This window comes from Namhaeicola litoreus (assembly GCF_042679565.1).
GTDB classification, from domain to species: Bacteria; Bacteroidota; Bacteroidia; order Flavobacteriales; family Flavobacteriaceae; genus Namhaeicola; species Namhaeicola litoreus.
In genome coordinates this window covers 520047-544822 of record NZ_JBHTMY010000002.1, presented here as the reverse complement: position 1 = coordinate 544822, position 24776 = coordinate 520047, and the positions used below count along the sequence as shown (strand labels likewise).

Below are 24776 nucleotides of genomic sequence, written 5' to 3'. Positions count from 1 at the left end.
AAAGATAAATTTTTTTACTTCTAGTTTTTTTAGTTTGTTTGCTCAATAATTTTAGTTTATGTCAAACCGAAGAATCAGGCTGATCTGGGATTTTCGCGGTCATGATGCCCAACAAATCGCCGAACATCATTGTATTCATTTAGAAGAATTTAGAGAAAAATCCTCTGTAAGGATTGAAGAAATTCGATCACAGTTTATAGAAGAATTTTATAGCACGGCTTCTCTGGTGGTCAATGAATCTGATATGATGGCGGTAAGAGACGCTTTAAGACCGCATCGGGGCGAAGTAGCAAAACCTAATGATGAAAAGTAAGAAAACTACTTTTTTGATTACAGAAAATTAATTACATTTCGAAAAAATATCCAAGGTATGAAAACACTTTTATCCCATTGTACTGTAATGATCTTATTGATATCAATGAGTTGTGGCACATCAAAAAAGACTGCAGAGATTACTGATCCAAATGTAGGAAATTGGGAAATTGTTGTGAATGATACTCCGATGGGAACAATAAATGGAGTGATCAATATTGAAAAGGTAGATAACAATTATGTTGGAAAGCTTATTTCTGATTCAGGTGCAATAGAACTTCAAAACCTTCAAATAATTTCTGGAAATATGAGTGCTTATTTTGATTATGAAGGTTCTGAATTTAATTTGAGCGGATCTATTGTAGGAGAAGAATTTAATGGAGAGGTAAGTGGAATGGGCTATTCTTTTAATACTACTGGCAAGAAGCAAGTGACTTCTGAATCCTCTCAATAGCATATATTTTTTAAACTTCAGCAATCGCTCTTGCGGCGATGTAGCCTCCTGTCCATGCATTTTGGAAATTAAAACCTCCTGTCACTGCATCGATATTCAAAGTTTCTCCGGCAAAAAAAAGGTTGGGATGAATTTTACTTTCAAATCGTTTAAAGTCGATTTCCTTTAAATCAATTCCTCCAGCGGTAACAAATTCTTCTTTAAAAGTTGTTTTTCCATCCACCATAAACTCACTTCGAGTCATTTTTTGTGCTAAAACTTCTAAGCTTTTGTTGCTCACATCTGCCCAGCGCAATTCACTGTTGATGTTACTTGCAGAAATAAAGTTCTGCCAAAGTCGATTAGGTAATTGCTCGAAAACGGATTTCAAACCGATTTGTCTTTTTGAAAATTTACGTTTCAATTGTAGTAGATTTTCGAAAATTTGATCATAGGGTTCAGAAAGCCAATTAACAAGAACAGGTAAGTGATAGTTTTGTTCGGCAAAATAAATGGCCGCAATGGCCGAAAGCTTTAAAATTGCCGGTCCGCTTAGTCCCCAGTGGGTAATCAATATTGGCCCAGAGCTTTCCAGTTTTTTTTCAGGTAGAGAAACTGTAGCTTTTGGAACCGAAAGTCCGGGTAAATCTTTGATTAAAGAATCATTTATTTTGAATGTAAAAAGAGAGGGTACTGGTTTTACGATAGTATGACCAAGCTTATTCGCCAAATCCCAGATTTTAGAATTACTGCCGGTTGCTATTAATAGTTTGTCAGCAACAAAAAGTTCATTTTCTGTTTTGATATGAAATGTTTCTCCAAAAGCTTCCACGGAATCCACTTTTGTATGTAATTTAACGTTTACTCCAAGTCGTTTAGCGTGATTTTCCAAACAATCAATGATTGATAGGGAGGAATTAGAAACTGGGAAAACCCTTCCGTCTTCTTCAATTTTTAATTCAACACCTCTGTTTTCAAACCATTCCATTGTATCACCAGTCATAAATTGATGAAAGGGCCCTAGCAACTCTTTTTTTCCTCTAGGGTAATACTTAATCAATTCTTTCGGTTCAAAACAAGCGTGTGTTACATTGCAGCGGCCACCTCCGGAAACTTTTACTTTTTCCAAAACACGGCCACCCTTTTCAAGTATGGTAACCTGCAAATACGGATTGAATTCAGCCATATTTACAGCGGCAAAAAAGCCGGCTGCTCCTCCTCCAATAATAATTACATTTTTTTTCATAGAACCATTTCTCGATAAGGAATTACCGTTTCAAAACCTTTACTATTAAAATAACCTGGGGTGTTTTCATTTCCTGTAGCTAAAATAAAATCTCCACCCCAAGCACCCAAACTTTTGGTTTGTCCGAAATAGTCTTTGAACAACTTATTTTGTACAGGCTCGATTTTAATGATGGATGAGATGATCTTTTCGTGTTCTGCCAATAATTGATCAAAATATTTTAGCTCTTTGCTAAGAATAAGTTCTTTGGTAATGTTATCAATCTCGGAAAATACTTGTTTTGAAATGTCGAGATTTGATCGATACTTAGCGATACCCTCTCTGCTGTTTTGTTTTTGATTGAGAAATACAAAAAACAAATTTTCTTCAAAGGGAGGTGTAAAATCAGCTAATGAAATTTCGGGTAAACCATCTCTTAATTTATACAAAATAGGATGCGCATTTTGGGCGCAGGCAATATCATATCCGCTTCCTCCCATGGTCTGCTTTAAAAGTTTGAATGGATCAATTTGCGCCCATGAAGCAATGTTATTGATGAGGGAAGATGAAGTGCCCAATCCCCAGTTTCGATCAAATTCTAGATGTGTTTCTACATCATAGCCCAAGTTGTCGACGAGAAAATTTGTGTTTAATTTTTTTGTTTCTTGCAAGATTTGAATCAGTCTATTCTCAATTTCTGTTTGTTCTTTAACAATTGTACTAGTTAATGTATTAGAATCGAGTTCTGTTTGAAACCAGACTTTTCCATTATTGTCAAAACTTTTCCAGTGAATTTTATTAGATGTATTTTTCTTGACTCTCAAATCTTGACCGAATTTGGTTGGTACGGCAAGGGCTTCAGCACCGTCAAGTACAAGATATTCACCGGTTATCAATAATTTTCCATGACTGTAAAACTGGGACATGGTTTATTTTTTGAGATTTCTGTTATAAATAGGCAAGAACAAAAAAGATAATCCGCCAAAAACCAGCACCATAAGGGTTTGGGCGGTCCACATAATCCAGCCAAATGCTAAAGCGGGATTGAGAGGAACTTTGTATAAGGCCAAGGCACTTGCCACAAAAATAGGATAAGTTCCTAGTCCGCCATTGGTTAGTGCCATACTAATTCCTCCAACGACAAATCCAACAATGATGGCGCCAAAAGGCAAGTTTTGCGTCTCTGGAATAGCGAAAGTCACCACATAAAACATCAATACATACATCAACCAGATAAAAAGGGTGTGGAAAATAAACGACCATTTATTCTTCATTCTAAAAATACTGATAGCACCTTGAATGAGTCCGTGCAGAAACTTTTGGATCTTTTGTATGATAGGGTTGGAAGAGCGTTTAATTAAACGATAAAATATAAATCCGAAAATACCCAAACCAATGAGTATATAATATTTGAGATTAGAACTTTCGCCACCCTCATTGAATAAATAGGCAGAGATGAGCTCGGTTTGTAAAATAAAAGCCAATAGTGTTATACCTAATAAAATAATGACATCAGCAATTCTTTCTGAGACGATGGTGCCAAATGCCTTCTCAAAAGGGATTTTTTCATATTTTGAAATGGTTGTAGCTCTGGCGATTTCTCCTGCTCTTGGCACCAATAAGTTTACCAAATAAGCCACTAATACGGCCATTACACTGTTGGCAAATCTTGGTTTATAACCTAGTGGAGCCAATAAGAACTGCCAACGGTATGCTCTTGACAAATGACTCAATATGGCCAAGAGTAATGAAAGAAAAATCCAAGAATAATTGGCAGATTGAAAAGATGATTGTATTGCCTGCTTATCTTCCGGAGTTAATTTCGATATAGAAAACAAAATTAAGCCAATCCCTATTGCGACAGGTAATAAGGTGAAAAGTGTTTTTTTGAGTTTTATATTCAAGAAATTAGTCTAATGAATTGGTTATTTCGTTCGGAAAAATAATGGTTGGTTTAAATTTTTTGGCTTCTTCAAAAGGCATGGATGCGTAAGAAATAATAATGATAATATCCCCTTTCGCAACCCTTCTGGCAGCGGGTCCGTTTAAGATGATCTCTCCCTTTTTGCGTTCACCGGTAATTACATAAGTAACAAAACGTTCACCATTATTAATATTTACAATATGAACTTTTTCGCCTTCAATTAAATTTGAGGCATCCATTAAATCCTCATCGATGGTGATACTTCCTATATAATTCAGTTCAGAACCCGTTATCGATACTCTATGTATTTTTGATTTTACAACTTCGATGTTCATTTTAAGTCAAAATTTGCTGCAAAGATAATCAATTTAAAGCGATGTTGTCTATGAGTCTAACGGCATCTGCAAAGACTGCAATAAAGGCTCGATAAGTTTTATTTTCAATTTTTTGAAGGGTAGGCTGGAGTGTTTCTATATCAGCAATTTCAAAATATTCTAAGTCGAGAATTTGATTATTTTTAAAGGTATCCTCCACCATTTTTTTTATGGTTGGTATGTCATTTTCGGCAAACATTGACTGTGCTTTTTGCAATGTTTTGTATATCAGTGGAGATTCATTTCGTTGATCATCTGTGAGTCTTTGGTTTCTTGAGCTCATCGCCAAACCATCTTTTTCTCTTTCAATTGGACAATTCACTATTTCTACAGGTAAATTTTCTAACTCAACCATTTTTTTAATGATGGTTAATTGTTGAAAATCTTTTTCGCCAAAGTAAGCTCTGTTTGGCTCAACAATTTCAAACAAACGCTTTACCACAGTTCCTACCCCATCGAAGTGTCCTTTTCTAAAGGCTCCTTCCATGGTTTTGTCTAGACCATCAAAGTTAAATATTTGTGATGTCACCAATTTGGGATAAACCTCAGTTACCTCTGGCACAAATATGATGTCGCAATTTCCTTGTAATTTATTGAGATCAGAATCAAGTGTTTTGGGGTACTTTGCCAAGTCATCCTCTTTATCGAACTGTGTAGGATTAACAAAAATACTTGCCACATTCAGATCATTTTCCAGTTTTGCCCTTTTGATCAGAGAAATATGCCCCGCATGTAATGCACCCATTGTAGGAACAAAGCCAATCGAATTATTCTGTTTATACTGAGCGAGATAAGATTGGAGTTCAGAAACTGTATAAAATACTTTCATGATCTTGTTAAATAATGTTAATGCGAGGATTACTGTTAAAAATGGCGCGAAATTTACATATATTTTCGTAATTTTGCCCCATTCCAAAAAGAACGATGAATGAAAGACAAGAGAATACTCTATGTTTCTTCTGAATTAATACCTTATTTACCTAAAACCGAGGCTTCGAAAATGGCTTTTGAAGTGCCTAAAGCAATGCAAGAACTAGGCGGCCAAATAAGGATGTTTATGCCAAGATTTGGCGTAATTAATGAGAGGAGACATCAGTTGCATGAAGTGATTAGATTATCTGGGATGAATTTGATTGTCAATGATATGGACATGCCATTGATCATTAAAGTAGCATCAATTCCAAAAGAAAGAATGCAGGTCTATTTTATAGATAACGATGAATATTTTAAGAGGAAGGCCGTTTATTTGAATGAAGATGATGAATTGTTTGCAGACAATGACGAAAGGGCTATTTTCTTTGCCAAAGGGATTGTGGAAACGGTTAAAAAGTTAAAATGGGCACCAGACATTGTACATGTTTCTGGTTGGTTAGCTTCATTGGTGCCTTTGTATATCAAAGAATTTTACAAGAATGATCCGCTTTTTGCGAACAGCAAGATCATCACTTCCGTGTATAATAAATCTTTTAAAGGTGGTTTGGACAAAGAGAAATTGATTGAAAAAATAAAATTCGATCAGTTAAGTGATGAAAAATTACAAGAATTGGAAAGTATTAGTTCTGATGCGATGTTAAAAATCGCCATGGATAATTCTGACGGAGTAATTATAGGTAGCGAAACTTTAAACGACGAATTACAAAAATATGTTTCAAGTTTGGATGTACCAGTTCTTGACTTTCAAGCGCCTGAAAATATGCCTGAAGCTTACTCAGGCTTTTACCTCAACACCATATCAAAATAATTAGATTCAATTGCTCAACTTTTATGGTTAAAAATAGAATTGCCAGAACTTTGTATTTTCTTGTCGTTTCACTATTCTTATTGGGTGTTTACTCGTGTGAGAAGGATATAGAAAATGTTGGTGTTGATTTGGTGAATAATGGCAGGTTTCAAGTGGGAGATACCGTTTTTGAAGTGGTGGCTTACACAATAAATGTAGACTCTTCGCGCGTAGACAATAATGAGGTTTTGGGTCAGCCGGGTTATCTCATTGGGGTTAATAACAATCAAAATTTTGGATATTTAAAATCTAATTTGGTTACACAATTTAGACTTCCCAGTTTAGGGGTAAATTTTGGAGATAATGCGATCATAGATATGGTGGTTTTGGACATTCCGTATTATTCTACCAGAGATACAATTCAATATGCTAAAGATCCGTTAACAGGAGAAGAAATAAAAGATTCAGATGGTAATCCAATAGTTGCACCCAGTTTTTCCTTAGATTCAATTTATGGAAATAAAGATTTACCCTACCAAATCAGGATTTCAGAATTAGGAACTTTTTTAAATGTGTTGGATCCAGAAAATCCTACCCAACCCAAAAAATATTATTCTAACAGAGATTATACGGTGTTGGATGAATTGTTTTACGGTGAATTTAAGCCAAATAGAAATGATACAGTTCTCTATGTTGAAAGGAGATATTTAGACGGAGACCCTTCTACGGTGAACGATATTGATACGATCAAAACAGAAACGGCAAATCCTTCCATCAAATTTGAGCTGAACAAGGATTTTTTCAAAACGAGATTTGTAGATCAAGATGATTCACCCTTTTTCGACAATTTTGAGAATTTTGTTCGCTATTTTAAAGGAATATACATTGAATCAATTGGTCCGGATGGAAGCTTAATGAATCTTCCGATCACAAATGGTGGAATGACCATTTATTACACTTTTGAAGAAATAAAGGATGAATCAACGGGCGAAGATCTTAATTATAACGGAGTGACCGGTGAAACTGATGTCTTGGTAAAAACTAAATCCAGTATGAAATTCGATATTGGTGGTGCAAGATCGGGGGTTTACCAAAGAGATTATAGCAGCTCTCCAGCCGGGATGGCTATGTCTACACCAAATAAAGTGGAGGGAGAATCAACATTATATGTTCAAGGCGCTGCGGGTTCGGAGGCCATTATTCAGTTATTTACTGAAGAAAGTTTAGAAGATCTCAGAAGCCAAGGTCTGTTGATTAACGAAGCTAACCTTACATTTTATGTCGATGATATAAAACAGTCAGGAAAGCTACCATCCAGGTTGTTTTTGTATAATTATACTGAAAATAGTGTTTTACGTGATTTGCGTTTGGATGGATTTGATGTTTTTGATGGAAGTCTAAGCTATGATTCTGATGGAAATCCTGAAAAATATAAATTTAGAATTACACGATTTGTGAGTAGAATTTTAAGTGAATCGGGATATTCTGATGCCAAGTTAGCACTGAAAACTTACCATAGAACGGATGATCCATTTACTAATTTAGACACACTTGTTGCAGATTATAGCTGGATTCCAAAAGGAGTAACTTTAAATGGTAACTTACCCCAATTAAGTGATAAACGACTTAAACTCGAAATATTTTATTCAAAATAGGGTTATCTTTACCACAAACATTTAACAAACTAAAATCTCAAAAATCGTGTGTGGAATTACTGGCTATATAGGCTACCGAAATGCCTATCCAATTATTATCAATGGACTTAAAAGATTAGAATACCGAGGTTATGACAGTGCCGGAGTAATGCTTTTTGATGGAACAAATATTAATGTAGCAAAGACAAAAGGAAAAGTTTCGGACTTAGAAGAAAGAGTTGCAGAGCAAATTATTGCTGATGGGAACATAGGTATTGGTCATACACGTTGGGCTACTCATGGTGTGCCAAATGATGTTAATTCGCATCCTCACATTTCCGCTTCAGGTGAATTGGTGATTGTGCATAATGGAATTATAGAAAATTATGATTCCATTAAAAAGGAACTTCAAACAAGAGGTTATGTCTTTAAAAGCGATACGGATACTGAAGTACTCGTCAATCTAATTGAAGAGATAAAAAAGAAAAACAAAGTAAAATTAGGTCAGGCTGTTCAAATCGCTTTGAACCAGGTGGTGGGAGCTTATGCGATTGCTGTTTTTGATAGGAATAAACCAGATGAAATGGTAGTTGCCAGGCTAGGTAGCCCAATAGCCATTGGTGTTGGCAAAGAATTTCAAGAATATTTTGTCGCATCTGATGCATCCCCCTTTATAGAATATACAAAAGATGCCATTTATTTAGAAGATGAGGAGATGGCCATTATAAAAAAGGGCAGAAAAGTTCATGTAAGAAAAATAAAAGATGATTCATTCGTTGATCCTCAGATACACGAGTTAAAACTCAACCTAGAGCAAATTGAAAAAGGTGGTTACGACCATTTTATGTTGAAGGAAATTCACGAGCAGCCAAGGGCAATTATAGATACGTTTAGAGGGCGATTGCTGCGTTCAGAAGGTATTATTAAAATGTCAGGGGTTGAGGATAATATGAAAAAACTCCTCAATGCTGACAGAATTATTATCGCAGCTTGCGGAACTTCATGGCATGCTGGGCTAGTGGCAGAATATATTTTTGAAGAATTTGCTAGAATACCGGTTGAGGTAGAATACGCTTCAGAATTTAGATACAGAAATCCGGTTATTTCTGAAAAGGATGTGCTTATCGCTATTTCTCAATCTGGTGAAACGGCTGATACCTTGGCGGCAATTAAATTAGCTAAATCTAAAGGGGCATTTGTCTTTGGTGTATGTAATGTGGTAGGTTCCTCTATTGCGAGAGAAACTGATGCAGGTGCTTATACCCATGCTGGTCCGGAAATAGGAGTAGCTTCTACAAAAGCGTTTACAACACAGATTACAGTTTTGGCTTTAATGGCTTTGCGTTTGGCTAGGGCTAAAGGAACGATGAGCAGTTCAAAATATCGTTTATACCTTCAAGAAATTGAGTTGATTCCTGCAAAAATAGAGCGTTTATTAAAGGTAGATGAAAAAGTAAAAGAAATTGCAGAAATCTATCAGCATGTACCTAACTGTCTCTACTTAGGTAGAGGATTCAACTTTCCGGTTGCGCTGGAAGGAGCACTCAAATTAAAGGAGATTTCTTATATCCATGCAGAGGGTTATCCGGCAGCGGAAATGAAACACGGTCCTATTGCATTGATCGATGAAAATATGCCGGTTATCGTAATTGCAACAGATTCTGAGCATTACGAAAAGATCGTAAGTAATATCCAGGAAATCAAATCTAGAAAAGGAAAGATTATTGCGATTGTTACTGAAGGAGACCATGTAGTAAAAAATTTGGCCGATCATGTCATTGAAATTCCTTATGTGGAAGAAGCTTTTTCACCTTTATTAACCACAATACCCTTGCAGTTACTTTCTTATCATATTGCGGTAATGAGAGGTTGTAATGTAGATCAACCGAGAAATTTGGCTAAATCTGTTACGGTGGAATAATAGACTTTTTTTTGTGAGACTTTTGGTTAACTTTGTGATAAACAGATAGAAACTAAAACCTTAAAAAATGAGTTACAAAGATTATAATGTTCACGGAAAATATGACGATCGTTTTGAGTAATATCATGAGAACGGTCAGTTATACCAAAGGGGAACCTTTAAAAAAGGAAAAAAGCACGGTGATTTTATTGAGTTTTTTGACAATGGAGTTGTAAGTCTAAAATGTACTTTTGTCGATGGAGTGGAAGAAGGACCGTTTGAACAAAATACGGAAGACGGAACTCTAGAGTATAAAGGAGTATTTAAAAATGGAGAAATCGTTTAATTCACTATACAAAAAGTAAAAGCCCTGGTAAAAGACTAGGGCTTTTTTATTTTTAAATTAAATCCTATTTATTATTATACTCGTTCATCGTTGTATTTATACCCGCAAGACCAAAAGAGCGGATCGCTTCTTGAATTTTTTCAATTCTTTCTGGTAAAAGCTTATTTTCATCTTCTGTCCATTGGCCTAGAACATAATTTACCTGACTTCCTTTATGGAATTCATCTCCAATACCGAAACGCAGTCGATTGTAATTTGTAGTTTCAAGAACATCCTGAATGTTTTGGAGCCCGTTATGCCCTCCAGCACTTCCTTTTGTTTTTATTCTGATCGACCCAAAAGGCAGATTGAGATCGTCTGTAATCACCAAAATATTTTCAATTGGAATATTTTCTTTTTCCATCCAATACTTTATAGCTTTTCCGCTAAGATTCATATAAGTATTGGGTTTTAGCAAGATAAATGTTCTGCCTTTTATTTTAAGTTCGGTGAGATCACCTAGTTTTTTTGTTTCAAAATTGAGGTCATTTTTGGAAGCCAAATCATCTAATGCTTTAAAACCGATGTTATGACGGGTATTTTGGTATTCGCTTCCAATATTCCCAAGACCTATAATCAAGAATTTTTTCATTGTCTTATTCTTTCAAATGTCAAGATATAAAAAAAGCTTTCCGAATTCGAAAAGCTTTTTTTATTTATGCTTAAATAAGATTATTCATTTGATGCTTCAGGTGTCTCTGCAGCAGCTTCTTCTTCCTCTTCTTCTTCATCAGCAACAACAACTGCACGAGACATTCTAACTTGTGCAATGACTGTATTGTCTGGATGTAAGATTGTGTATGCATCATTTTGAGCGGCAGTTACAAAAACTTTATCACCGATTTTAAGTTTAGAAATATCAACAGTGATAAAATCTGGTAGGTTATCAGGCAAAGCCTTTACTTTTAAAGTTCTATTAGGGAACCTTAAAACTCCACCGTTTCTAACCCCTGGTGATACACCATCTAGTCTAACAGGAATATTCATGGTCACTTCTTTATCGCTAAACAACTGATAGAAGTCTACATGTAAAATTTTGTCAGAAACAGGGTGAAATTGAATGTCCTGTAAAACAGCATTCAATTTTTCTCCGCTTTCTAGCTCAATCAAGGCAGTGTAAACGTTTGGAGTGTACACCAAGTTTTTAAACTCGATTTCGTCTGCTGCAAAGTGCAATGGTTGTTCTCCTCCGTATAACACGCAAGGAACCTTTCCAGCATTACGTAAGGCTTTAGTCGATGACTTACCCACGCTTTCTCTTTTAGATCCTTTGATCGTAATTGATTTCATTGTGTAAAATTTATTTAAATTAAAAATTGATCGCCGATGGATTTATTGTTTTGAACTCTATGCATCACATCTGCAAATAAAGGGGCGCAAGTTACAACTTTTATTTTAGAAGTTGTTCGTTTTAATGGAATAGAATCTGTAATTATAAGTTCCTCTAAATGAGACTGTTCTATTCTTTCTATCGCTTTTCCTGATAAAATTCCATGCGTTGCCAATGCTCTAACACTCTTTGCGCCGCGTTCCATCATCAGTTCGGCCGCTTTTGTTAATGTTCCGGCAGTGTCTACCATATCATCCACGATGATTACATTTCTTCCTTCTACTTCTCCAATGAGTTCCATATGCTCAATCACATTGGCCTTTTTTCGCTCCTTGTAGCAGATCACAACTTCACTATTCAAAAATTTTGAATAGGCATAAGCTCTTTTTGATCCTCCCATATCTGGAGAGGCAATTGTAATATCTTCTAAATTGAGGTTTTTAACATAAGGGACTAAAATCGTAGAGGCATAAAGATGGTCTACGGGTACTTCGAAAAAACCTTGAATTTGATCGGCGTGTAAATCCATGGTAATGACCCTGGTGGCCCCTGCGCTTTGCAGTAATTTTGCTACCATCTTTGCTGCTATAGGAACACGAGGTTTGTCTTTTCTGTCTTGACGAGCCCAGCCATAATAAGGCATGACAGCTGTAATATGTCTGGCCGAAGCACGTTTTGCAGCATCGATCATCAATAGTAATTCCATCAAGTTATCTGTTGGTGGAAAAGTGGAACCAATTAAAAATATTCTTCTACCGCGAATTGTTTCTTCAAAAGAAATTTGGTATTCACCGTCACTAAAAACATTTTTTTGCATTTTTCCCAATTCTAAACCATAAGAATTGGCAATATCTTGTGCTAAGGTGACGCTTTGAGAACAGGCAAAAATTTTTGGATCAGGAAGTTTAAGTTTCATTATAAGTTGCTGATATTTAGTGTGTTGAGTTATTATGCTAGTAGCAAGCAAAAATACGCAAAATATTTCAAAAGGACCTATGCTTCATCGGGTAAAAGTTCAAATCTGATGTATTTGGCGGAATCATAGAACGGATTTTTTCGGGCTTTTTTAATTATCGCATAAATTGAACCATTTTTATTTGCAAATAGCGATTTATTGCTATATTTGCCCACGCAATTTTTGCCTTGGTGGCGGAATTGGTAGACGCGCTGGATTCAAAATCCAGTGATAGCAATATCGTGTGGGTTCGATTCCCACCCAAGGTACAATGTTAAAAGCTTAACAGATTAATGATAAACTGTTAAGCTTTTTTCTTTTTTTTCAATCACCCTTGACCAAAAATCCCGTGGTCGATTAAAAACCTCTAAAATTTGACTTAATCATTTTGTGATTTTTTGAACATTTTTGAAATATTTATGTGTTGACAGTTTTTTAGTTAAACTTAAATTTGGCCATAAACTGGATACGAGATGCCGTTCCTTTGATTCCGATTTTATTTTCTCGTAATCCCCACATATATTCAATTCCAGTCGATATCCTTGGATAAGGGAACCAGATTAGATTTGCATGAAAAGAACCTGCCTTTTTAATGGTATCATCCGAATGATTTACAGACAGATCAGTTCCAGCCCAATGCGTCGAAATGGTTGAATTGAAACTTTTGTTCCAGTAATGATTGTATCCAGCAAATACAAACCATGAAGGATTAAGGTCCATTCCACCTTCTTCAGTAATTATTCCGGATGCTTTTCCGTCCCAGGAAAAGGCTATAATGCGATGACCCTGCCCCTGACCAAATCCACCTCCGTACATAAATGAGTCCGTGAAGTGAGCAACCTTGAAGGCATATCTTCCTGTTCCTGTGATTGCATAGCCCGCCCTGGTAACATCGGGTGTGGTTGTGGAGCCTTTCCAACTCAATGCAAAGAGGTCAAAGCCCAATTGAAATGAGGAACCATTGGTTGAGCCATAACGTATATTTCCTGCCAAATTCGGATATAACGGCCTGAAGGCGCCATCCAGATTTTCAGGATTTGCAATCTGACCTCCTGTCTCCTCAAGAGCAACGGTATAGGAAAAGTTCGTTCCGATTTTGTCCTGCCATCTAATTTGGGTTACTCTACCTCCGTAGAGTGCGTCTCCACTAGAGAAATCTATTGTTCCAGGTAGCGTAGAAAGGTCACCCGAATTTGTCCAGCTCCTTCCAATCAACAATCTACCGATCACACCATAAGCATGACGCATACGGGGAACAAATCTTAATCCATCCGAATCAAAGAACCAGTCAAATTCAACAAACACCTGCATAGGGAACTCCTTTCCATTCTTCCACTTGGCTTGCGATCTAAAGTCAAAGTTGATCCTCGTCTGTTTTACATGGAAGGTAGTTATACCTCCCAATTCTCTTTCGGGACTTCCTTCAACGGCTATGCTTCCCAGTTCAAATTCCCAACGGTCTCCAACATAATCGAAGTCATGAATAAAATCGGCTTTTACGTAACCACCTATTTTCATTCTTACATTGGATCCAAAAATTGGAAGAGAATTAGGAAATGAATCATCGATTAATTCTTCTCCCGACAGAATGGGTGTATTATCGGTTAATGGGTTAATCGAACCCTGGATACCAGGAGCGATTGTATCCGTTGAGAAACTAGAATCTATATCCTTTGTATTCTGTCCGATTACAACAAGGGAGGAGAGAATCAAGAACAATGCTAGAACTAATTTAAGAGAGAATGTTTTCAATAAGTTCATATTTCTTAAAAATAGTTTATAAAAATGTTTTATTTCGAATAGCTACTCCAGCGGGTACATTTTGAACCTTTGAGCCATCCACTACTACATGACCATTGACAATGACATACGGAATACCGGTAGAAGGAAGCGAATTTTCACCAATTTTAGGGGAAGCATTATCAGTAACGGTCTCCGGGTTGAAAATAGTTATATCAGCTGCAGAGCCTTCCTGAACGCGGCCACGTATCTTCATCTGAGGCACATGATCCTCGAGAAAGATTGCAGGTCCATAGGTCATTTTGGAAATAGCCTCCATTAGTGTTATGGCCTTTGTTTCTCGTACCATTCGAAGAATACGTGCATGAGTGCCAGCACCACGGGCGTGACCGTTTCCTGCTCCATAAGGAGTATCAAATGTTGCATTAAATCCAGATTCATCACCTTCAACAATCCAAGGCATGCCATCAGAACCTACGATCGTCCCTGGCCTTTTAAATGCTTCCATGATGTATTCTTCTTTCATGGTATACATCAATAAGTTTGTTCCGGGTGCGGCGACACGCAGACTATCTAGTTTTTTTGGTGTTAGGTGTTCGCCTGTTGCAGTAATTACATAATCTGAAGCTTTAATTCCCATACGTTGTTCAAAACCTGGCCTGTTATAATCAGCATCCACGTATGTTCCGGCGTATTGATATGGATAAAACTCACCAACCACCTTTTGACCATTGGCTCGAGCATCATCGATTATATCAAGACAAGGACCAGTTAAGCCTAGGCAGTTGCTCTGTACGTGATGAATAAGTAATGGCGCATTGTTCTCCCTAGCGATGGTCAGCATTTCTGTAATACCAATAAAGCCACTCGGTGGTATTTGGGAGAGATAACGCACATGCGTAGTTATTGGTAAATTGTACTTACCAGCTAGTGCGGATACGGCATATATTTCAGGGCTGCCAACTACTGTGTAGTAGCCAATGGGATATGCAATACCAATAGCTCCTTGCTTGATTTCCCTTTCAACTACATCGACAATAGCTTTTTCATCCTTTGGATCATATAATTTTGTTTTAAACTGAGACCCATCGTTCATTGCCCTTCCCATTGCAGCACTGTACAGAACTCTTCCATCAGGTTCCTGGCCATCCAGTAAAGCCAATCTTGCCCCAACATGAGCTACATTGGTACCATAATTAACGATAGCTTTTCCTTCCCAGAATTCATAAAAATCATTGACAGGGAATGCACCCACTTCCAAATCTAGTGGTGTAGTAACACCATCCCGAACATAAAGTTTATGCCCATAAGGTTCCTGAGCATGGGAGTGATAGTCTATAAACCCCGGTGCCACGACATGACCGCTGGCGTCTATCACTCTTTTCCCTGAGATGTCTTTTTTAGTAATGAGACCAATCACCCCATCTTTAACCCCAACATTTCGTATACCATCAAAATTGGTTTCAGGATCCATTACCCGGCCATTAAGGATAACCAGATCAAATTCAGTCTCATCTTTAAGAGCTCTGAATTCGTTATCGTTCTTAGCGCTTTGCTCCTGAGCCTGTTGACAGGCAATCATGGATAGTCCAATTAAGAGTATAAAAAATACACGTTGTATTATGATTTTGTTCATCATGATTCTAGAATAAAATCTAACTAACCGTTAGATTATGATTATAATTTGTTTTTAAAGATCTTACCATCTTTCATAATGATCTTAAGATTATCAGTATTGGTCACCGCTTCAAGATTTTCAAGCGGGTTTCCCTCTACCAACAACATATCAGCATATGCGCCTTCCTTAATAACACCTAAATCACCAGGATAGGGGTTCATAAGAGGTCCGCTCATTTTATACAATTCACCTGCATTTCCGGTAGCCATTTTAAGAATCTCTACTGGCTTAAACCAAGGCAACAAGCGTTCTAGCTGCTTGGTTTGTCCAGCGTATATATCTTCAGGAACAAAGAACATATCCGTTCCCCAGGTTACTTTTAAATTGGGAATTTCAGAGGCCCATTGGTACATTTTTTTGGTGCCCTGACATACAATGGCCAACTTTTGATTTGAAAAATCGGAATTCTGTGGTTCACTGCAAAGGGTAAAGGCTTGGGTGCTTAAAAACACTCCTTCCTTGGCCATACGCTCTAAGGTGGGCTTATCCAACAACTGACCGTGAGCAACATCTTTGATACCAGCATCAATAGCCATGTTGATGGATGCTGGAAAATATGAATGTATGGTCACATAGGTCCCCCAGTTTTTAGCTACATCAACCGCTGCTTTTACCTCCTCATGCGTAAACTGAATGCCCAATAGTGGGTCTGCAGGAGAGGAATAACCTCCTCCGGTCGCCAGTTTGATCTGCGAGGCACCATTTCGTAAGTTCTCGCGAGCAGCTCTCATGACCTCAGTTGGCCCGTCTGCTAAAAACCCATGGCCCTGCTCATACAGTGCCGGCCATCCTCCGCCATAAGCCGGATGTTTCTGATTAGGTATTCGAAAGTCTCCATGACCTGCGGTCTGACTGATCATTCCACCGGAAGGATAAATTCGAGGTCCGGGAATCATTCCCTCATCGATGGCCTTTTTCAAGCCAAAGGTATTACCGCTTAAGTCTCTTATCGTGGTTATACCGCGCATCAGCATAGCTTCAGCATCCTTAGTAGCATAGATTACGTTGAAATTGGGCTCACCAAACATAAGTGCTGCCTGTGGGAGCGAAGCAAACATGATGTGCGTGTGGGTATCTGAAAGCCCTGGCATCAATATACGACCTCCACCATCAATTATGGTTGCTTTTTCTGAAGCACCTTTGCCGGCGCTTGGTCCAATTGCCTTGATTTTGTTGCCTTCAACAAAAACCTCCGTAGAGCCGGTTAGCTTGTCACTGGTCCCGTCAAAAACACGAACATTTTTTATGACTATCTGACTAGGGGCTTCTGATTGACCGAAGCTAAAAAAAGAGAATAAGCAGATGGCTGCAAAGGATAGCAGAATAGATTTCGTTTTCATCATGAAAGGAGTATTATGTGAATTAAGAATGTTGTAAATAAATTATAAGATAAAGATGGTATATATTTTATGAATACTTTATTGACTAAAGTCAATAAAAAAGTCAATATGTCTGAATGAAACGTTATAAATATCTTTAAATAATCTATTTGAAAAATTGGGAAAGACTATAAATTATAGGTTTGTTCAAGAGATACAACAATAACCACATGGTAAGAATTGTGTGCTTTCAATTAAACATTTGATCTTGAGAAGTTGGATGAAAAATAAGTAGTAGATTGATTAAATAAAAATGTATACGAGAATAATTTAGAGTTCGTAAGTCATGTAGAATTCTCAATCCCATACGGATACTAACTTGAACTATTTTTGTAGTCCTTATACAATAAAATCGCATTGGTTCTATTGTTCACTTCTATCTTTTTATAAATATTATACAAATACGTTTTAACAGTTCCAACGGAGTAATGCATGTCATCGGCGATCTCCTTATTTCTCATTCCTTGGGACATCAATTCTAATACCTTCAGCTCACCTGCCGACAGGGAATTGAAAAATTGAAAAATTTCTTGGCTACGTGCCTTTTGTTTTTTCAATTTGATAAAATTGTCTTTTTCATAAAAACTCTTTAATATCTGAAAAAGATGTGATTCCAATTGACCAGGATCATTAATTTGATTAAGTAATTTTCTCATCTCCTCTCCCAGATCGCTATATAATCTAATTATATTCTCTTTTTTAGTCTCAGTAAGCAGGGTTTTCAGTAAATCAATTGCTCCGTAAATATCTCCCTGCTTGGCAATGAGTAGTATTTTGAGACTCCTGATCTGTAAAATTAAAATCTGACTTTGAGGAATCCTCGACTCGTTCTCAAATTCCAAAATTAGCTTCCCAGCTATTTTGAGGAATTTGGAGCCACCTTTAAAGATTAATATTTTTATTTGAGTCAAACGCGGACAGAAATAGCGATGTGTTACTCCTTTTTTCTGAAAATCAGTTTTTAGTGAAATATTCCATGCTTTTTTAATGTTTCCCATCAGAATATAGAGTTCACATTGCATAATTCTTATATCATTGGAGAAGTCCAGATGAGAGAGAGTATGATCATACTCTTTCATCTCTTCAATACACTTGAGCAGCTCATCATCTCTGCATTCGGCTGCCAAATACATTCCTTTAAGATAAAATATGTGTAATATCCAGCCTGGTCTTGATTTATATTTATGGTTCAAGGGCGGGTCAAGGTATTCTTGAATCTTTTCTAGCTTGTTCTGAAAATAATCTGAAATAGCAGCATAATAGTTCGCCATTGTGAAAATTGCGTAATAGTTGTTTGGGATGGCGAGCTTTAAGATTGCAGATGCTTCATATTTCAGAGCCTTTAATTGGCCACTCATATATTCAACAAAAGCACGAGCAACGAGATTTTGCGAAAGCAATATAGGGTCTTTATGACTGATTTCATTTCTGTTACTCTTAAGCAATAATCGAGCTTCCCTTTGTCTCCCTGAGGAAGTTAAAACCAAGGTTTTAAATATGAGACAAAATCCGAGAACATAAGTTTGATCTCTCGTGGCCAAATTCATTGCAAGGGTCATTTTTTCCAGACCCTTATCCAAAGCCCCGTGATATACTGCAACTACCGAGGTCAGACAATGATACTCCGCCCAGTATTTATCTGATAATTCTGAAGAATATTTTGATTGCGAAATCAATTTTTTTAGACGTTCAGAATAGAGTTTTATACAATCAAAATCACTTGAAAGCTCGCACAAGTACATTTTCATCAAAAGCAGTTCGGGTTCCTGTCCTACAATTGCAGGAGGGAATATATCAAGCCATTTTTCAATTATGTCAAATCGATTAAAGTTCAAATACCGGTCTCGATTCCTTACCAATATTTCAATGGCAGGTGTATAATTGTCGTATTTTAAATTCAATCTTAAAGCCTCCTCGAAAAACTTTTGTTTTTCTAAATAATTGCTGATTGTTTTGATTATTTCATTTCTCCTCTTAGTACTTAAAAATTGTGTTGATCTTATTTTTAAAAACCTAGCGACGAGTTCATGAAAGCGATACCAGGTGCCCGATTGGTCCATTGTAATGATAAAAAGGGAACGAGATATGAATTCCTTTATTTGATTCATGACAAGAGCTTTCTCGTTAGGAGTTTTTTCACAATCACTTGAAACAATCAAACAAATAATTTCGAGATTAAACCTTTCTAGAAGACTTACGACCATCACTAACTCTTGGATATCGTTGCTTTCAAAATTCAAAACTTCTTCCAGTAGATAATCTGTCATTTTTGTGGACTGTAATCTCATTCCGTCAATCATTTCAATTGGGGCAATTCCTTGATTGTACGCCTTTAAAATCAATCGAATTGGAATAATCCAACCTTCCGTAGCATCATAGATATGTTGTGCAGTCTTATTATCTACGGGCATTCTAAACACCTCTGAAGAAAGAAGCTGAATTTCTCCAGATAAAAACTTTAAATCGTTTAAATCAATACTATTTAACTGGTCATACACCTCTGCTTTGTAAAAATTCAGGTTGACATAAGATCTTGACAGAATGACAAGCTTGAGCTCTGAAGAAAAGTTTTTGATAATGGCATTCATTAAGGAATGAATGTCCTCATTTTGAATTAGATGATAGTCATCAATAACAAAAACATGAGAAGGCTCCGAATGGCTGATGGCCTGAAGCACTTTTTGTTTTAAAAAGCTAATTTCTGGAAGTTGATGGGATCTGGCTATTTCGGATAATTCCGAACCTAATGATTTTTTATTACTATTTAGAAATTCACCAAAATAAGAAAGAAAAATCCTTAAATCGTTAAATTCATCATCGATGGTAAGCCAAGAGTAAGAATCGTTTATTCGATCAAGCCATAAGCTCATTAAGGATGATTTGCCGTAACCAGCTGGAGCCACTATTTGGTGAAATGGCCGCTGCCAATTGTCACCAATTAATTTAAACAGTCTTTTTCTCTCGACATAACCATCGTGCATTTTTGGTTTAACGAGTCTTGTTCTCTGAATCAATTTTGATGAATTTTAAGAAATAACTTAGAATAATTCATGTAATGGAGTTGCCATCTTCCTAAAACAATATTTTCCTCAAAGGGATTCTGAAGTGATTAATGACATCCTATATAAGTTTACTGGTTTTCGAAAATACAAATTATTTAGGTATATCCTTCCAGAAAACTATTAGGGATGAACGTAATCATTGAAGAAATCAAATACTAGGCATATAAAAAATAGCAAATTGGCCTGCTAACTGCCTATGGTTTGTTTTTTTAGAGCAAATTTTCAATTATAACAATTCTATTTAATTTACACGATTTTTAAGATTATCTCAACAATGAGTAAGATCTGTTTCAACCGAGATACCATCCTTAATTACTCTATCATACATCTCTCAAATCTGTATTGTTCGGTGTTTTTTTAAAATCAGGGTATTGATGTCAGCAAGATTTAGTATTGAATCTAATTTGTGAATATCACAGACCCTCTAGTTTAACTCAATTTGATTCATTGCCAATGTAAGATTTCACCTTTAAATTATGACTAGTTACAGTGTTTAAACAGGATATATAGGAAGAGATTATTAAGTTTATCAATGTTGATACAATTGATAAACAGATAATGATTTACAGTCAGGACAAATTGATTCTTAATCTGGTCAAATTATTCAATCAATGTTATTTATATAGATTCTGTTGATTATCCCATGATCATGTTAAACTTAAATATTTTAATAGCATTTATAAAAGCCTATTTACATTTTTGTCGAATAATGTTATTGTTTGTATATGTTTTTTTATCTCTTTTTAATTCTTACTTTTATCCCCACTAAAAATTAATTATAACGAAATGGAATTTATTATTAACTATTTGCCATTCTTTGGCTTATTGGCATTGCTATTTGTTTTTTTAAAAAATCAATGGGTTTCCAAGCAGACCACTGGGAATGAAAAAATGTCAAGTATTGCTAAACACATTGCCGATGGTGCAATGTCTTTTTTAAAGGCTGAATATAAGATTTTAGCCGTCTTTGTTGTAGCTGTCGCTATACTACTTTATTTTAAAGGAGCCTCAGAAGCTGGATCAAACGGTCTCGTAGCTTTTTCTTTTGTTGTTGGGGCTATTTGTTCTGCTTTGGCGGGTTTTATAGGTATGCGTGTAGCCACCAAAGCCAATGTTAGAACAACAAATGCTGCAAGAGAGTCTTTAGGGAAAGCCCTTGAAGTTGCTTTTGCCGGAGGATCTGTTATGGGATTAGGAGTTGTTGGGCTCGGTGTATTAGGATTGAGTTCGTTGTTTATGCTTTACCAATGGATGTGGCCAGGAGCAGAAAATCTGCCAATGGTGCTTAACGTCTTATCAGGATTTTCATTAGGAGCTTCCTCAATTGCTTTATTTGCCCGTGTGGGTGGTGGTATTTATACCAAGGCAGCTGATGTAGGTGCTGATCTAGTAGGAAAAGTTGAAGCGGGAATTCCGGAAGATCATCCACTAAACCCTGCTACAATTGCAGATAATGTTGGGGATAATGTTGGAGATGTTGCCGGTATGGGAGCGGATTTATTTGAATCTTATGTAGGTTCGATCATCGGAACTATGGTATTAGGTGCTTTAATTATTACACCAGATTTTGGTGGACTAGGTGCCGTTTATTTACCCTTGGTACTAGCGGCTGTCGGAATTGTTATGTCTATTATAGGTACATTTTTTGTTAGAGTAAAAGAAGGGGGTAGCCCTCATAAGGCATTAAATTTAGGTGAATTTGGATCAGGATTATTTATGATCATCGCATCGTATTTTATCATTCAAGCAATGATTCCTGATAGTGTTGAAGGTTTGCCTTTTGGTGCTAACGGAGTTTTCTTTGCTACATTAGCAGGTTTGATCGCTGGTTTCTTGGTAGGTAAAGTCACAGAATATTATACCGGTACTGGTACAAAACCTGTAACTTCTATTGTAAAGCAGTCTGAAACAGGTTCTGCAACAAATATTATTGCCGGTTTAGGTGTGGGTATGATGTCTACAGCAATTCCGATTTTACTGATTGCGACAGGCATTATCGTATCTCATTATTTCGCAGGTTTATATGGTATTGCGATTGCCGCGGTCGGAATGTTAGCGAATACAGGTATTCAACTTGCTGTTGATGCTTACGGACCTATTTCTGATAATGCAGGAGGTATCGCCGAAATGGCTGAATTGCCTAAAGAGGTTCGTGAAAGAACAGACCAGTTAGATGCTGTTGGAAATACCACTGCAGCAATTGGAAAAGGATTTGCTATTGCTTCTGCTGCGCTTACTGCCTTAGCCCTTTTTGCTGCATTTATGAAAACAGCTAACGTAACCACTATCGATGTTTCTCAACCAGATATCATGGCTGGGCTGCTCATAGGTGGAATGTTACCTTTTGTTTTCTCTGCTTTATCGATGAAAGCAGTGGGGCGTGCCGCAATGGCTATGATTGAAGAGGTTCGTCGTCAATTTAATGACATTCCACAATTAAAAGCTGCATTGGAAATTATGAGGAAATATGATTCCGATATGTCCAAAGCATCGAAAGAAGATAGAAAAATATTTGATGAGGCGGATGGTTATGCAGAATATGAAAAATGTGTAGAAATTTCTACAGAAGCTTCAATTCGCGAAATGATTTTACCTGGATTATTGGCATTGTTAGTTCCTGTAGCTATCGGCTTTATAGGTGGAGCTCAAATGCTCGGTGGATTACTTGCAGGCGTTACAACTTCTGGAGTTTTAATGGCGATTTTCCAATCGAACGCAGGTGGAGCTTGGGATAATGCTAAAAAAATGATCGAGGCAGACGGAAGAAAAGGAAGTGCTGCTCACAAGGCTGCTGTGGTAGGGGATACCGTTGGTGATCCTTTTAAAGATACTTCGGGTCCTTCTTTAAATATACTATTAAAATTGATGTCGGTTGTTGCCTTAGTCATTGCACCGAGTATTGCTTTAGACATCGACAAAATGGAAGCGAAAAGCGCAACTGCCATAGAACTGCATGAAACAACTTCTATAGAGAAGAAAGTTGAAAAGGAGGTTCGCATAACCACTGATGAAAACGGTGAAAAAGTTGCTGAAATAACTACGACAACAACCATTGACGGTAAAGATGTAGTTGAAACAGAAACTTTAAAAGGTGATGAGGTTGAAAAGTTAATGAAAGAAAAAAAGGAATAATATTATTTCAGTTGAATGGTTAAAAGCTCTCATTTTTATGGGAGCTTTTTTTTAGAACAAACCGTGAATTTGCGCGTCGATTTTATCGATGACATAGCCCAAATCTTCTTTTTTATCTACAATATTCAGGTTATCCACATCAATAATCAACAAATTTCCTTTGGTATATTGAGAAATCCAGGCCTCGTAGCGTTCATTTAATCTGCTTAAATAGTCGATACTAATAGAATTTTCATATTCTCTACCTCTTCGGTGAATCTGACCAACTAGTGTCGAAATACTCGAGCGCAAATAAATTAATAAATCCGGAGGTGAAACCAAGCGTTCCATTAATTCAAATAGAGAAATATAATTCTTAAAATCTCGATTGGTCATCAAACCCATTGAATGTAAATTGGGTGCAAAAATATGTGCATCCTCATAAATAGTTCTATCCTGAATTACGTTTTTGCCACTTTCATGAATTTCTAAAATTTGTCTGAAACGACTATTCAGAAAGAAAATTTGCAGGTTAAAAGACCAGCGTTCCATAGATCCATAAAAATCATCTAAATATGGATTTTCTGAGACAGATTCAAAATGCGGTTCCCATTTATAGTGTTTAGCCAATAATTCTGTCAGGGTAGTTTTACCTGCTCCTATATTTCCGGCGATGGCAACGTGCATAGATTTTATTTTACTGATGAATATCTAAGCGAAAATAAAAAAATATAGCGACTAATAGAGGTTTAAGGATGCATTTTTATGGGCTTGATATGTCCTAAGAGGCAATTCCTAACATTTTATTCTATTTTAAATTGCCATAATTGTTTTCCATCAAAGATTTGTAATGAATTTGACGAAAAATAAAAATCTTTGATCTCTACGGGTTCTTTTATCAGAATAGGAATTTCATCATCATTTGCTAAAAAAAGCCTATTGTTTTTCATCATTACTCTTTCTTTTCCCCAGATTGTGAGATCTGAAAAATCGATATGCATTTTAAATTCCATAAAACTACCATATTGATTAAAGGCCAAGACCCCAGTTGTTCCGAGCAAATAGACATATTGGTTGGTACTAATCATCTCTTTTGCCAAAAAGTTCTTTTGATAAAAATACAAGGGTTGAGAAACAATTCTAGTTCTATTTAATTGATAATCATACAATTCTAGCATGTTATTTTCTGTGCTATACAGCCATAAGTTATTTTCTGAAGCAAAACTTACCAGAGAATAATTGACGCCCTGAAGTCCGATTGCAGCAATATGAGGGTTGAGGTTGTTATCTAAAATAATAACGGTATTAAAATCTTTGTAGAATAATATGATTTTGAATGGATTTGTGATATCTACAGAAGATAAAGTGCCTAAATCCGGATTTTGATAATTTAGGGTGAATTTTTCAGATTTTTTGAAAAAGATATTATTCTTTACGTAATAAATGTTAGCCAAGGCATCTCTTCCTATAAAAGTATCGGCATCAAGGCTTTGGGTACTTTCTAAGGTGGCAATTACATTTTGAGATACCAAACCAGAGGAAGACAAAAAAAATAAAAGAATCCATCGCATGGCATAAAAATAAAAAAGCTTGAGATATCTCAAGCTTTTTTAT

The 24776-nt window shown here is 36.4% G+C and carries 20 protein-coding genes, 1 tRNA gene and 1 pseudogene; 8 read left to right on the top strand and 14 right to left on the bottom strand.

The features are described from left to right. The first annotated feature begins 58 nt into the window (after positions 1 to 58). Positions 59 to 313, top strand: a complete 255-nt coding sequence (locus tag ACFQ39_RS04270) for a hypothetical protein (RefSeq protein ID WP_377176745.1) — start codon at positions 59 to 61, stop codon at positions 311 to 313. A gap of 57 nt (positions 314 to 370) precedes the next feature. Beyond that, positions 371 to 766, top strand: a complete 396-nt coding sequence (locus ACFQ39_RS04265) for a hypothetical protein (protein ID WP_377176744.1) — start codon at positions 371 to 373, stop codon at positions 764 to 766. A 10-nt stretch (positions 767 to 776) separates the two neighbouring features. Here the strand turns inward: ACFQ39_RS04265 and ACFQ39_RS04260 are convergent, their stop codons facing one another. Genes ACFQ39_RS04260 through panC form a run of 5 tightly spaced genes read right to left on the bottom strand, consistent with a single transcriptional unit; the run spans position 777 to position 5097 of the window. Continuing rightward, a complete protein-coding gene (locus ACFQ39_RS04260; protein ID WP_377176743.1) occupies positions 777 to 1991 on the bottom strand; it encodes a BaiN/RdsA family NAD(P)/FAD-dependent oxidoreductase in 1215 nt (404 codons plus the stop codon). Then, positions 1988 to 2896 (bottom strand): GYDIA family GHMP kinase, encoded by a 909-nt coding sequence (locus ACFQ39_RS04255; protein ID WP_377176742.1) that lies wholly within the window; start codon positions 2894 to 2896, stop codon positions 1988 to 1990. The genes ACFQ39_RS04260 and ACFQ39_RS04255 overlap by 4 nt, the downstream gene beginning before the upstream one ends. 3 nt (positions 2897 to 2899) lie before the next feature. Then, positions 2900 to 3874 (bottom strand): lysylphosphatidylglycerol synthase transmembrane domain-containing protein, encoded by a 975-nt coding sequence (locus tag ACFQ39_RS04250; RefSeq protein ID WP_377176741.1) that lies wholly within the window; start codon positions 3872 to 3874, stop codon positions 2900 to 2902. Between the two features lie 4 nt (positions 3875 to 3878). Beyond that, entirely contained in the window at positions 3879 to 4229 is a 351-nt protein-coding gene (gene panD, locus ACFQ39_RS04245) for an aspartate 1-decarboxylase (RefSeq protein WP_377176740.1), read from the bottom strand. Positions 4230 to 4257: 28 nt separating this feature from the next. After that, complete coding sequence (gene panC / locus ACFQ39_RS04240; protein WP_377176739.1) at positions 4258 to 5097, bottom strand: pantoate--beta-alanine ligase; 840 nt, start codon at positions 5095 to 5097, stop codon at positions 4258 to 4260. 99 nt (positions 5098 to 5196) lie between these two features. On the opposite strand from panC, the gene ACFQ39_RS04235 reads away from it, so the two are divergent. From ACFQ39_RS04235 to ACFQ39_RS04220, 4 genes and pseudogenes are all read left to right on the top strand, one after another. After that, entirely contained in the window at positions 5197 to 6009 is an 813-nt protein-coding gene (locus ACFQ39_RS04235) for a glycogen/starch synthase (protein ID WP_377176738.1), read from the top strand. A gap of 23 nt (positions 6010 to 6032) precedes the next feature. Continuing rightward, positions 6033 to 7643 carry a DUF4270 domain-containing protein gene (locus tag ACFQ39_RS04230; RefSeq protein WP_377176737.1) on the top strand — a complete coding sequence of 537 codons (1611 nt, stop codon included), beginning with the start codon at positions 6033 to 6035 and terminating at the stop codon, positions 7641 to 7643. Positions 7644 to 7689: 46 nt separating this feature from the next. Then, positions 7690 to 9543, top strand: a complete 1854-nt coding sequence (gene glmS, locus ACFQ39_RS04225; RefSeq protein WP_377176736.1) for a glutamine--fructose-6-phosphate transaminase (isomerizing) — start codon at positions 7690 to 7692, stop codon at positions 9541 to 9543. 121 nt (positions 9544 to 9664) lie between these two features. After that, positions 9665 to 9868 (top strand): annotated as a pseudogene (locus tag ACFQ39_RS04220) (toxin-antitoxin system YwqK family antitoxin); the annotation flags it as partial. Between the two features lie 64 nt (positions 9869 to 9932). Here the strand turns inward: ACFQ39_RS04220 and pth are convergent. The 3 genes from pth to ACFQ39_RS04205 form a co-directional block, all read right to left on the bottom strand. Further along, on the bottom strand, positions 9933 to 10499 hold the full coding sequence (pth, locus tag ACFQ39_RS04215) for an aminoacyl-tRNA hydrolase (RefSeq protein ID WP_377176735.1): 567 nt from the start codon (positions 10497 to 10499) through the stop codon (positions 9933 to 9935). An 80-nt stretch (positions 10500 to 10579) separates the two neighbouring features. Beyond that, positions 10580 to 11197, bottom strand: a complete 618-nt coding sequence (locus ACFQ39_RS04210; protein ID WP_377176734.1) for a 50S ribosomal protein L25/general stress protein Ctc — start codon at positions 11195 to 11197, stop codon at positions 10580 to 10582. Between the two features lie 14 nt (positions 11198 to 11211). Next, on the bottom strand, positions 11212 to 12153 hold the full coding sequence (locus tag ACFQ39_RS04205) for a ribose-phosphate pyrophosphokinase (RefSeq protein WP_377176733.1): 942 nt from the start codon (positions 12151 to 12153) through the stop codon (positions 11212 to 11214). A 224-nt stretch (positions 12154 to 12377) separates the two neighbouring features. Here ACFQ39_RS04205 and ACFQ39_RS04200 point away from each other — a divergent pair. Then, positions 12378 to 12461: transfer RNA gene (locus ACFQ39_RS04200), tRNA-Leu, on the top strand. A gap of 166 nt (positions 12462 to 12627) precedes the next feature. Here the strand turns inward: ACFQ39_RS04200 and ACFQ39_RS04195 are convergent. The 4 genes from ACFQ39_RS04195 to ACFQ39_RS04180 form a co-directional block, all read right to left on the bottom strand. Beyond that, positions 12628 to 13953 (bottom strand): DcaP family trimeric outer membrane transporter, encoded by a 1326-nt coding sequence (locus tag ACFQ39_RS04195; RefSeq protein WP_377176732.1) that lies wholly within the window; start codon positions 13951 to 13953, stop codon positions 12628 to 12630. A 16-nt stretch (positions 13954 to 13969) separates the two neighbouring features. Further along, entirely contained in the window at positions 13970 to 15571 is a 1602-nt protein-coding gene (locus ACFQ39_RS04190) for an amidohydrolase family protein (protein ID WP_377176731.1), read from the bottom strand. A 38-nt stretch (positions 15572 to 15609) separates the two neighbouring features. Continuing rightward, the gene (locus ACFQ39_RS04185; RefSeq protein ID WP_377176730.1) at positions 15610 to 16701 is read right to left on the bottom strand and encodes a metal-dependent hydrolase family protein; all 1092 of its coding nucleotides are present in this window, start codon (positions 16699 to 16701) and stop codon (positions 15610 to 15612) included. Between the two features lie 602 nt (positions 16702 to 17303). Beyond that, positions 17304 to 20003, bottom strand: a complete 2700-nt coding sequence (locus tag ACFQ39_RS04180; protein ID WP_377176729.1) for a LuxR C-terminal-related transcriptional regulator — start codon at positions 20001 to 20003, stop codon at positions 17304 to 17306. Positions 20004 to 20837: 834 nt separating this feature from the next. Between ACFQ39_RS04180 and ACFQ39_RS04175 the strand changes: the two genes are divergently transcribed. After that, positions 20838 to 23183, top strand: coding sequence for a sodium-translocating pyrophosphatase (locus ACFQ39_RS04175; protein WP_377176728.1), 2346 nt, complete (start codon positions 20838 to 20840; stop codon positions 23181 to 23183). 51 nt (positions 23184 to 23234) lie between these two features. Here ACFQ39_RS04175 and ACFQ39_RS04170 read toward each other — a convergent pair whose 3' ends face one another. After that, complete coding sequence (locus ACFQ39_RS04170; RefSeq protein WP_377176727.1) at positions 23235 to 23849, bottom strand: deoxynucleoside kinase; 615 nt, start codon at positions 23847 to 23849, stop codon at positions 23235 to 23237. Positions 23850 to 23965: 116 nt separating this feature from the next. Beyond that, a complete protein-coding gene (locus tag ACFQ39_RS04165; protein ID WP_377176726.1) occupies positions 23966 to 24766 on the bottom strand; it encodes a hypothetical protein in 801 nt (266 codons plus the stop codon). Positions 24767 to 24776 lie beyond the last annotated feature (10 nt).

Excerpts from the sequence above, each read along its gene's own strand:
- ACFQ39_RS04270 (WP_377176745.1), top strand. The coding sequence starts at position 59 with ATGTCAAACCGAAGAATCAGGCTGATCTGGGATTTTCGCGGTCATGAT.
- ACFQ39_RS04265 (WP_377176744.1), top strand. The coding sequence starts at position 371 with ATGAAAACACTTTTATCCCATTGTACTGTAATGATCTTATTGATATCA.
- ACFQ39_RS04260 (WP_377176743.1), bottom strand. The coding sequence starts at position 1,991 with ATGAAAAAAAATGTAATTATTATTGGAGGAGGAGCAGCCGGCTTTTTT.
- ACFQ39_RS04255 (WP_377176742.1), bottom strand. The coding sequence starts at position 2,896 with ATGTCCCAGTTTTACAGTCATGGAAAATTATTGATAACCGGTGAATAT.
- panD (WP_377176740.1), bottom strand. The coding sequence starts at position 4,229 with ATGAACATCGAAGTTGTAAAATCAAAAATACATAGAGTATCGATAACG.
- panC (WP_377176739.1), bottom strand. The coding sequence starts at position 5,097 with ATGAAAGTATTTTATACAGTTTCTGAACTCCAATCTTATCTCGCTCAG.
- ACFQ39_RS04235 (WP_377176738.1), top strand. The coding sequence starts at position 5,197 with ATGAAAGACAAGAGAATACTCTATGTTTCTTCTGAATTAATACCTTAT.
- ACFQ39_RS04230 (WP_377176737.1), top strand. The coding sequence starts at position 6,033 with ATGGTTAAAAATAGAATTGCCAGAACTTTGTATTTTCTTGTCGTTTCA.
- pth (WP_377176735.1), bottom strand. The coding sequence starts at position 10,499 with ATGAAAAAATTCTTGATTATAGGTCTTGGGAATATTGGAAGCGAATAC.
- ACFQ39_RS04210 (WP_377176734.1), bottom strand. The coding sequence starts at position 11,197 with ATGAAATCAATTACGATCAAAGGATCTAAAAGAGAAAGCGTGGGTAAG.
- ACFQ39_RS04205 (WP_377176733.1), bottom strand. The coding sequence starts at position 12,153 with ATGAAACTTAAACTTCCTGATCCAAAAATTTTTGCCTGTTCTCAAAGC.
- ACFQ39_RS04195 (WP_377176732.1), bottom strand. The coding sequence starts at position 13,953 with ATGAACTTATTGAAAACATTCTCTCTTAAATTAGTTCTAGCATTGTTC.
- ACFQ39_RS04190 (WP_377176731.1), bottom strand. The coding sequence starts at position 15,571 with ATGATGAACAAAATCATAATACAACGTGTATTTTTTATACTCTTAATT.
- ACFQ39_RS04185 (WP_377176730.1), bottom strand. The coding sequence starts at position 16,701 with ATGCCAGGGCTTTCAGATACCCACACGCACATCATGTTTGCTTCGCTC.
- ACFQ39_RS04175 (WP_377176728.1), top strand. The coding sequence starts at position 20,838 with ATGGAATTTATTATTAACTATTTGCCATTCTTTGGCTTATTGGCATTG.
- ACFQ39_RS04170 (WP_377176727.1), bottom strand. The coding sequence starts at position 23,849 with ATGCACGTTGCCATCGCCGGAAATATAGGAGCAGGTAAAACTACCCTG.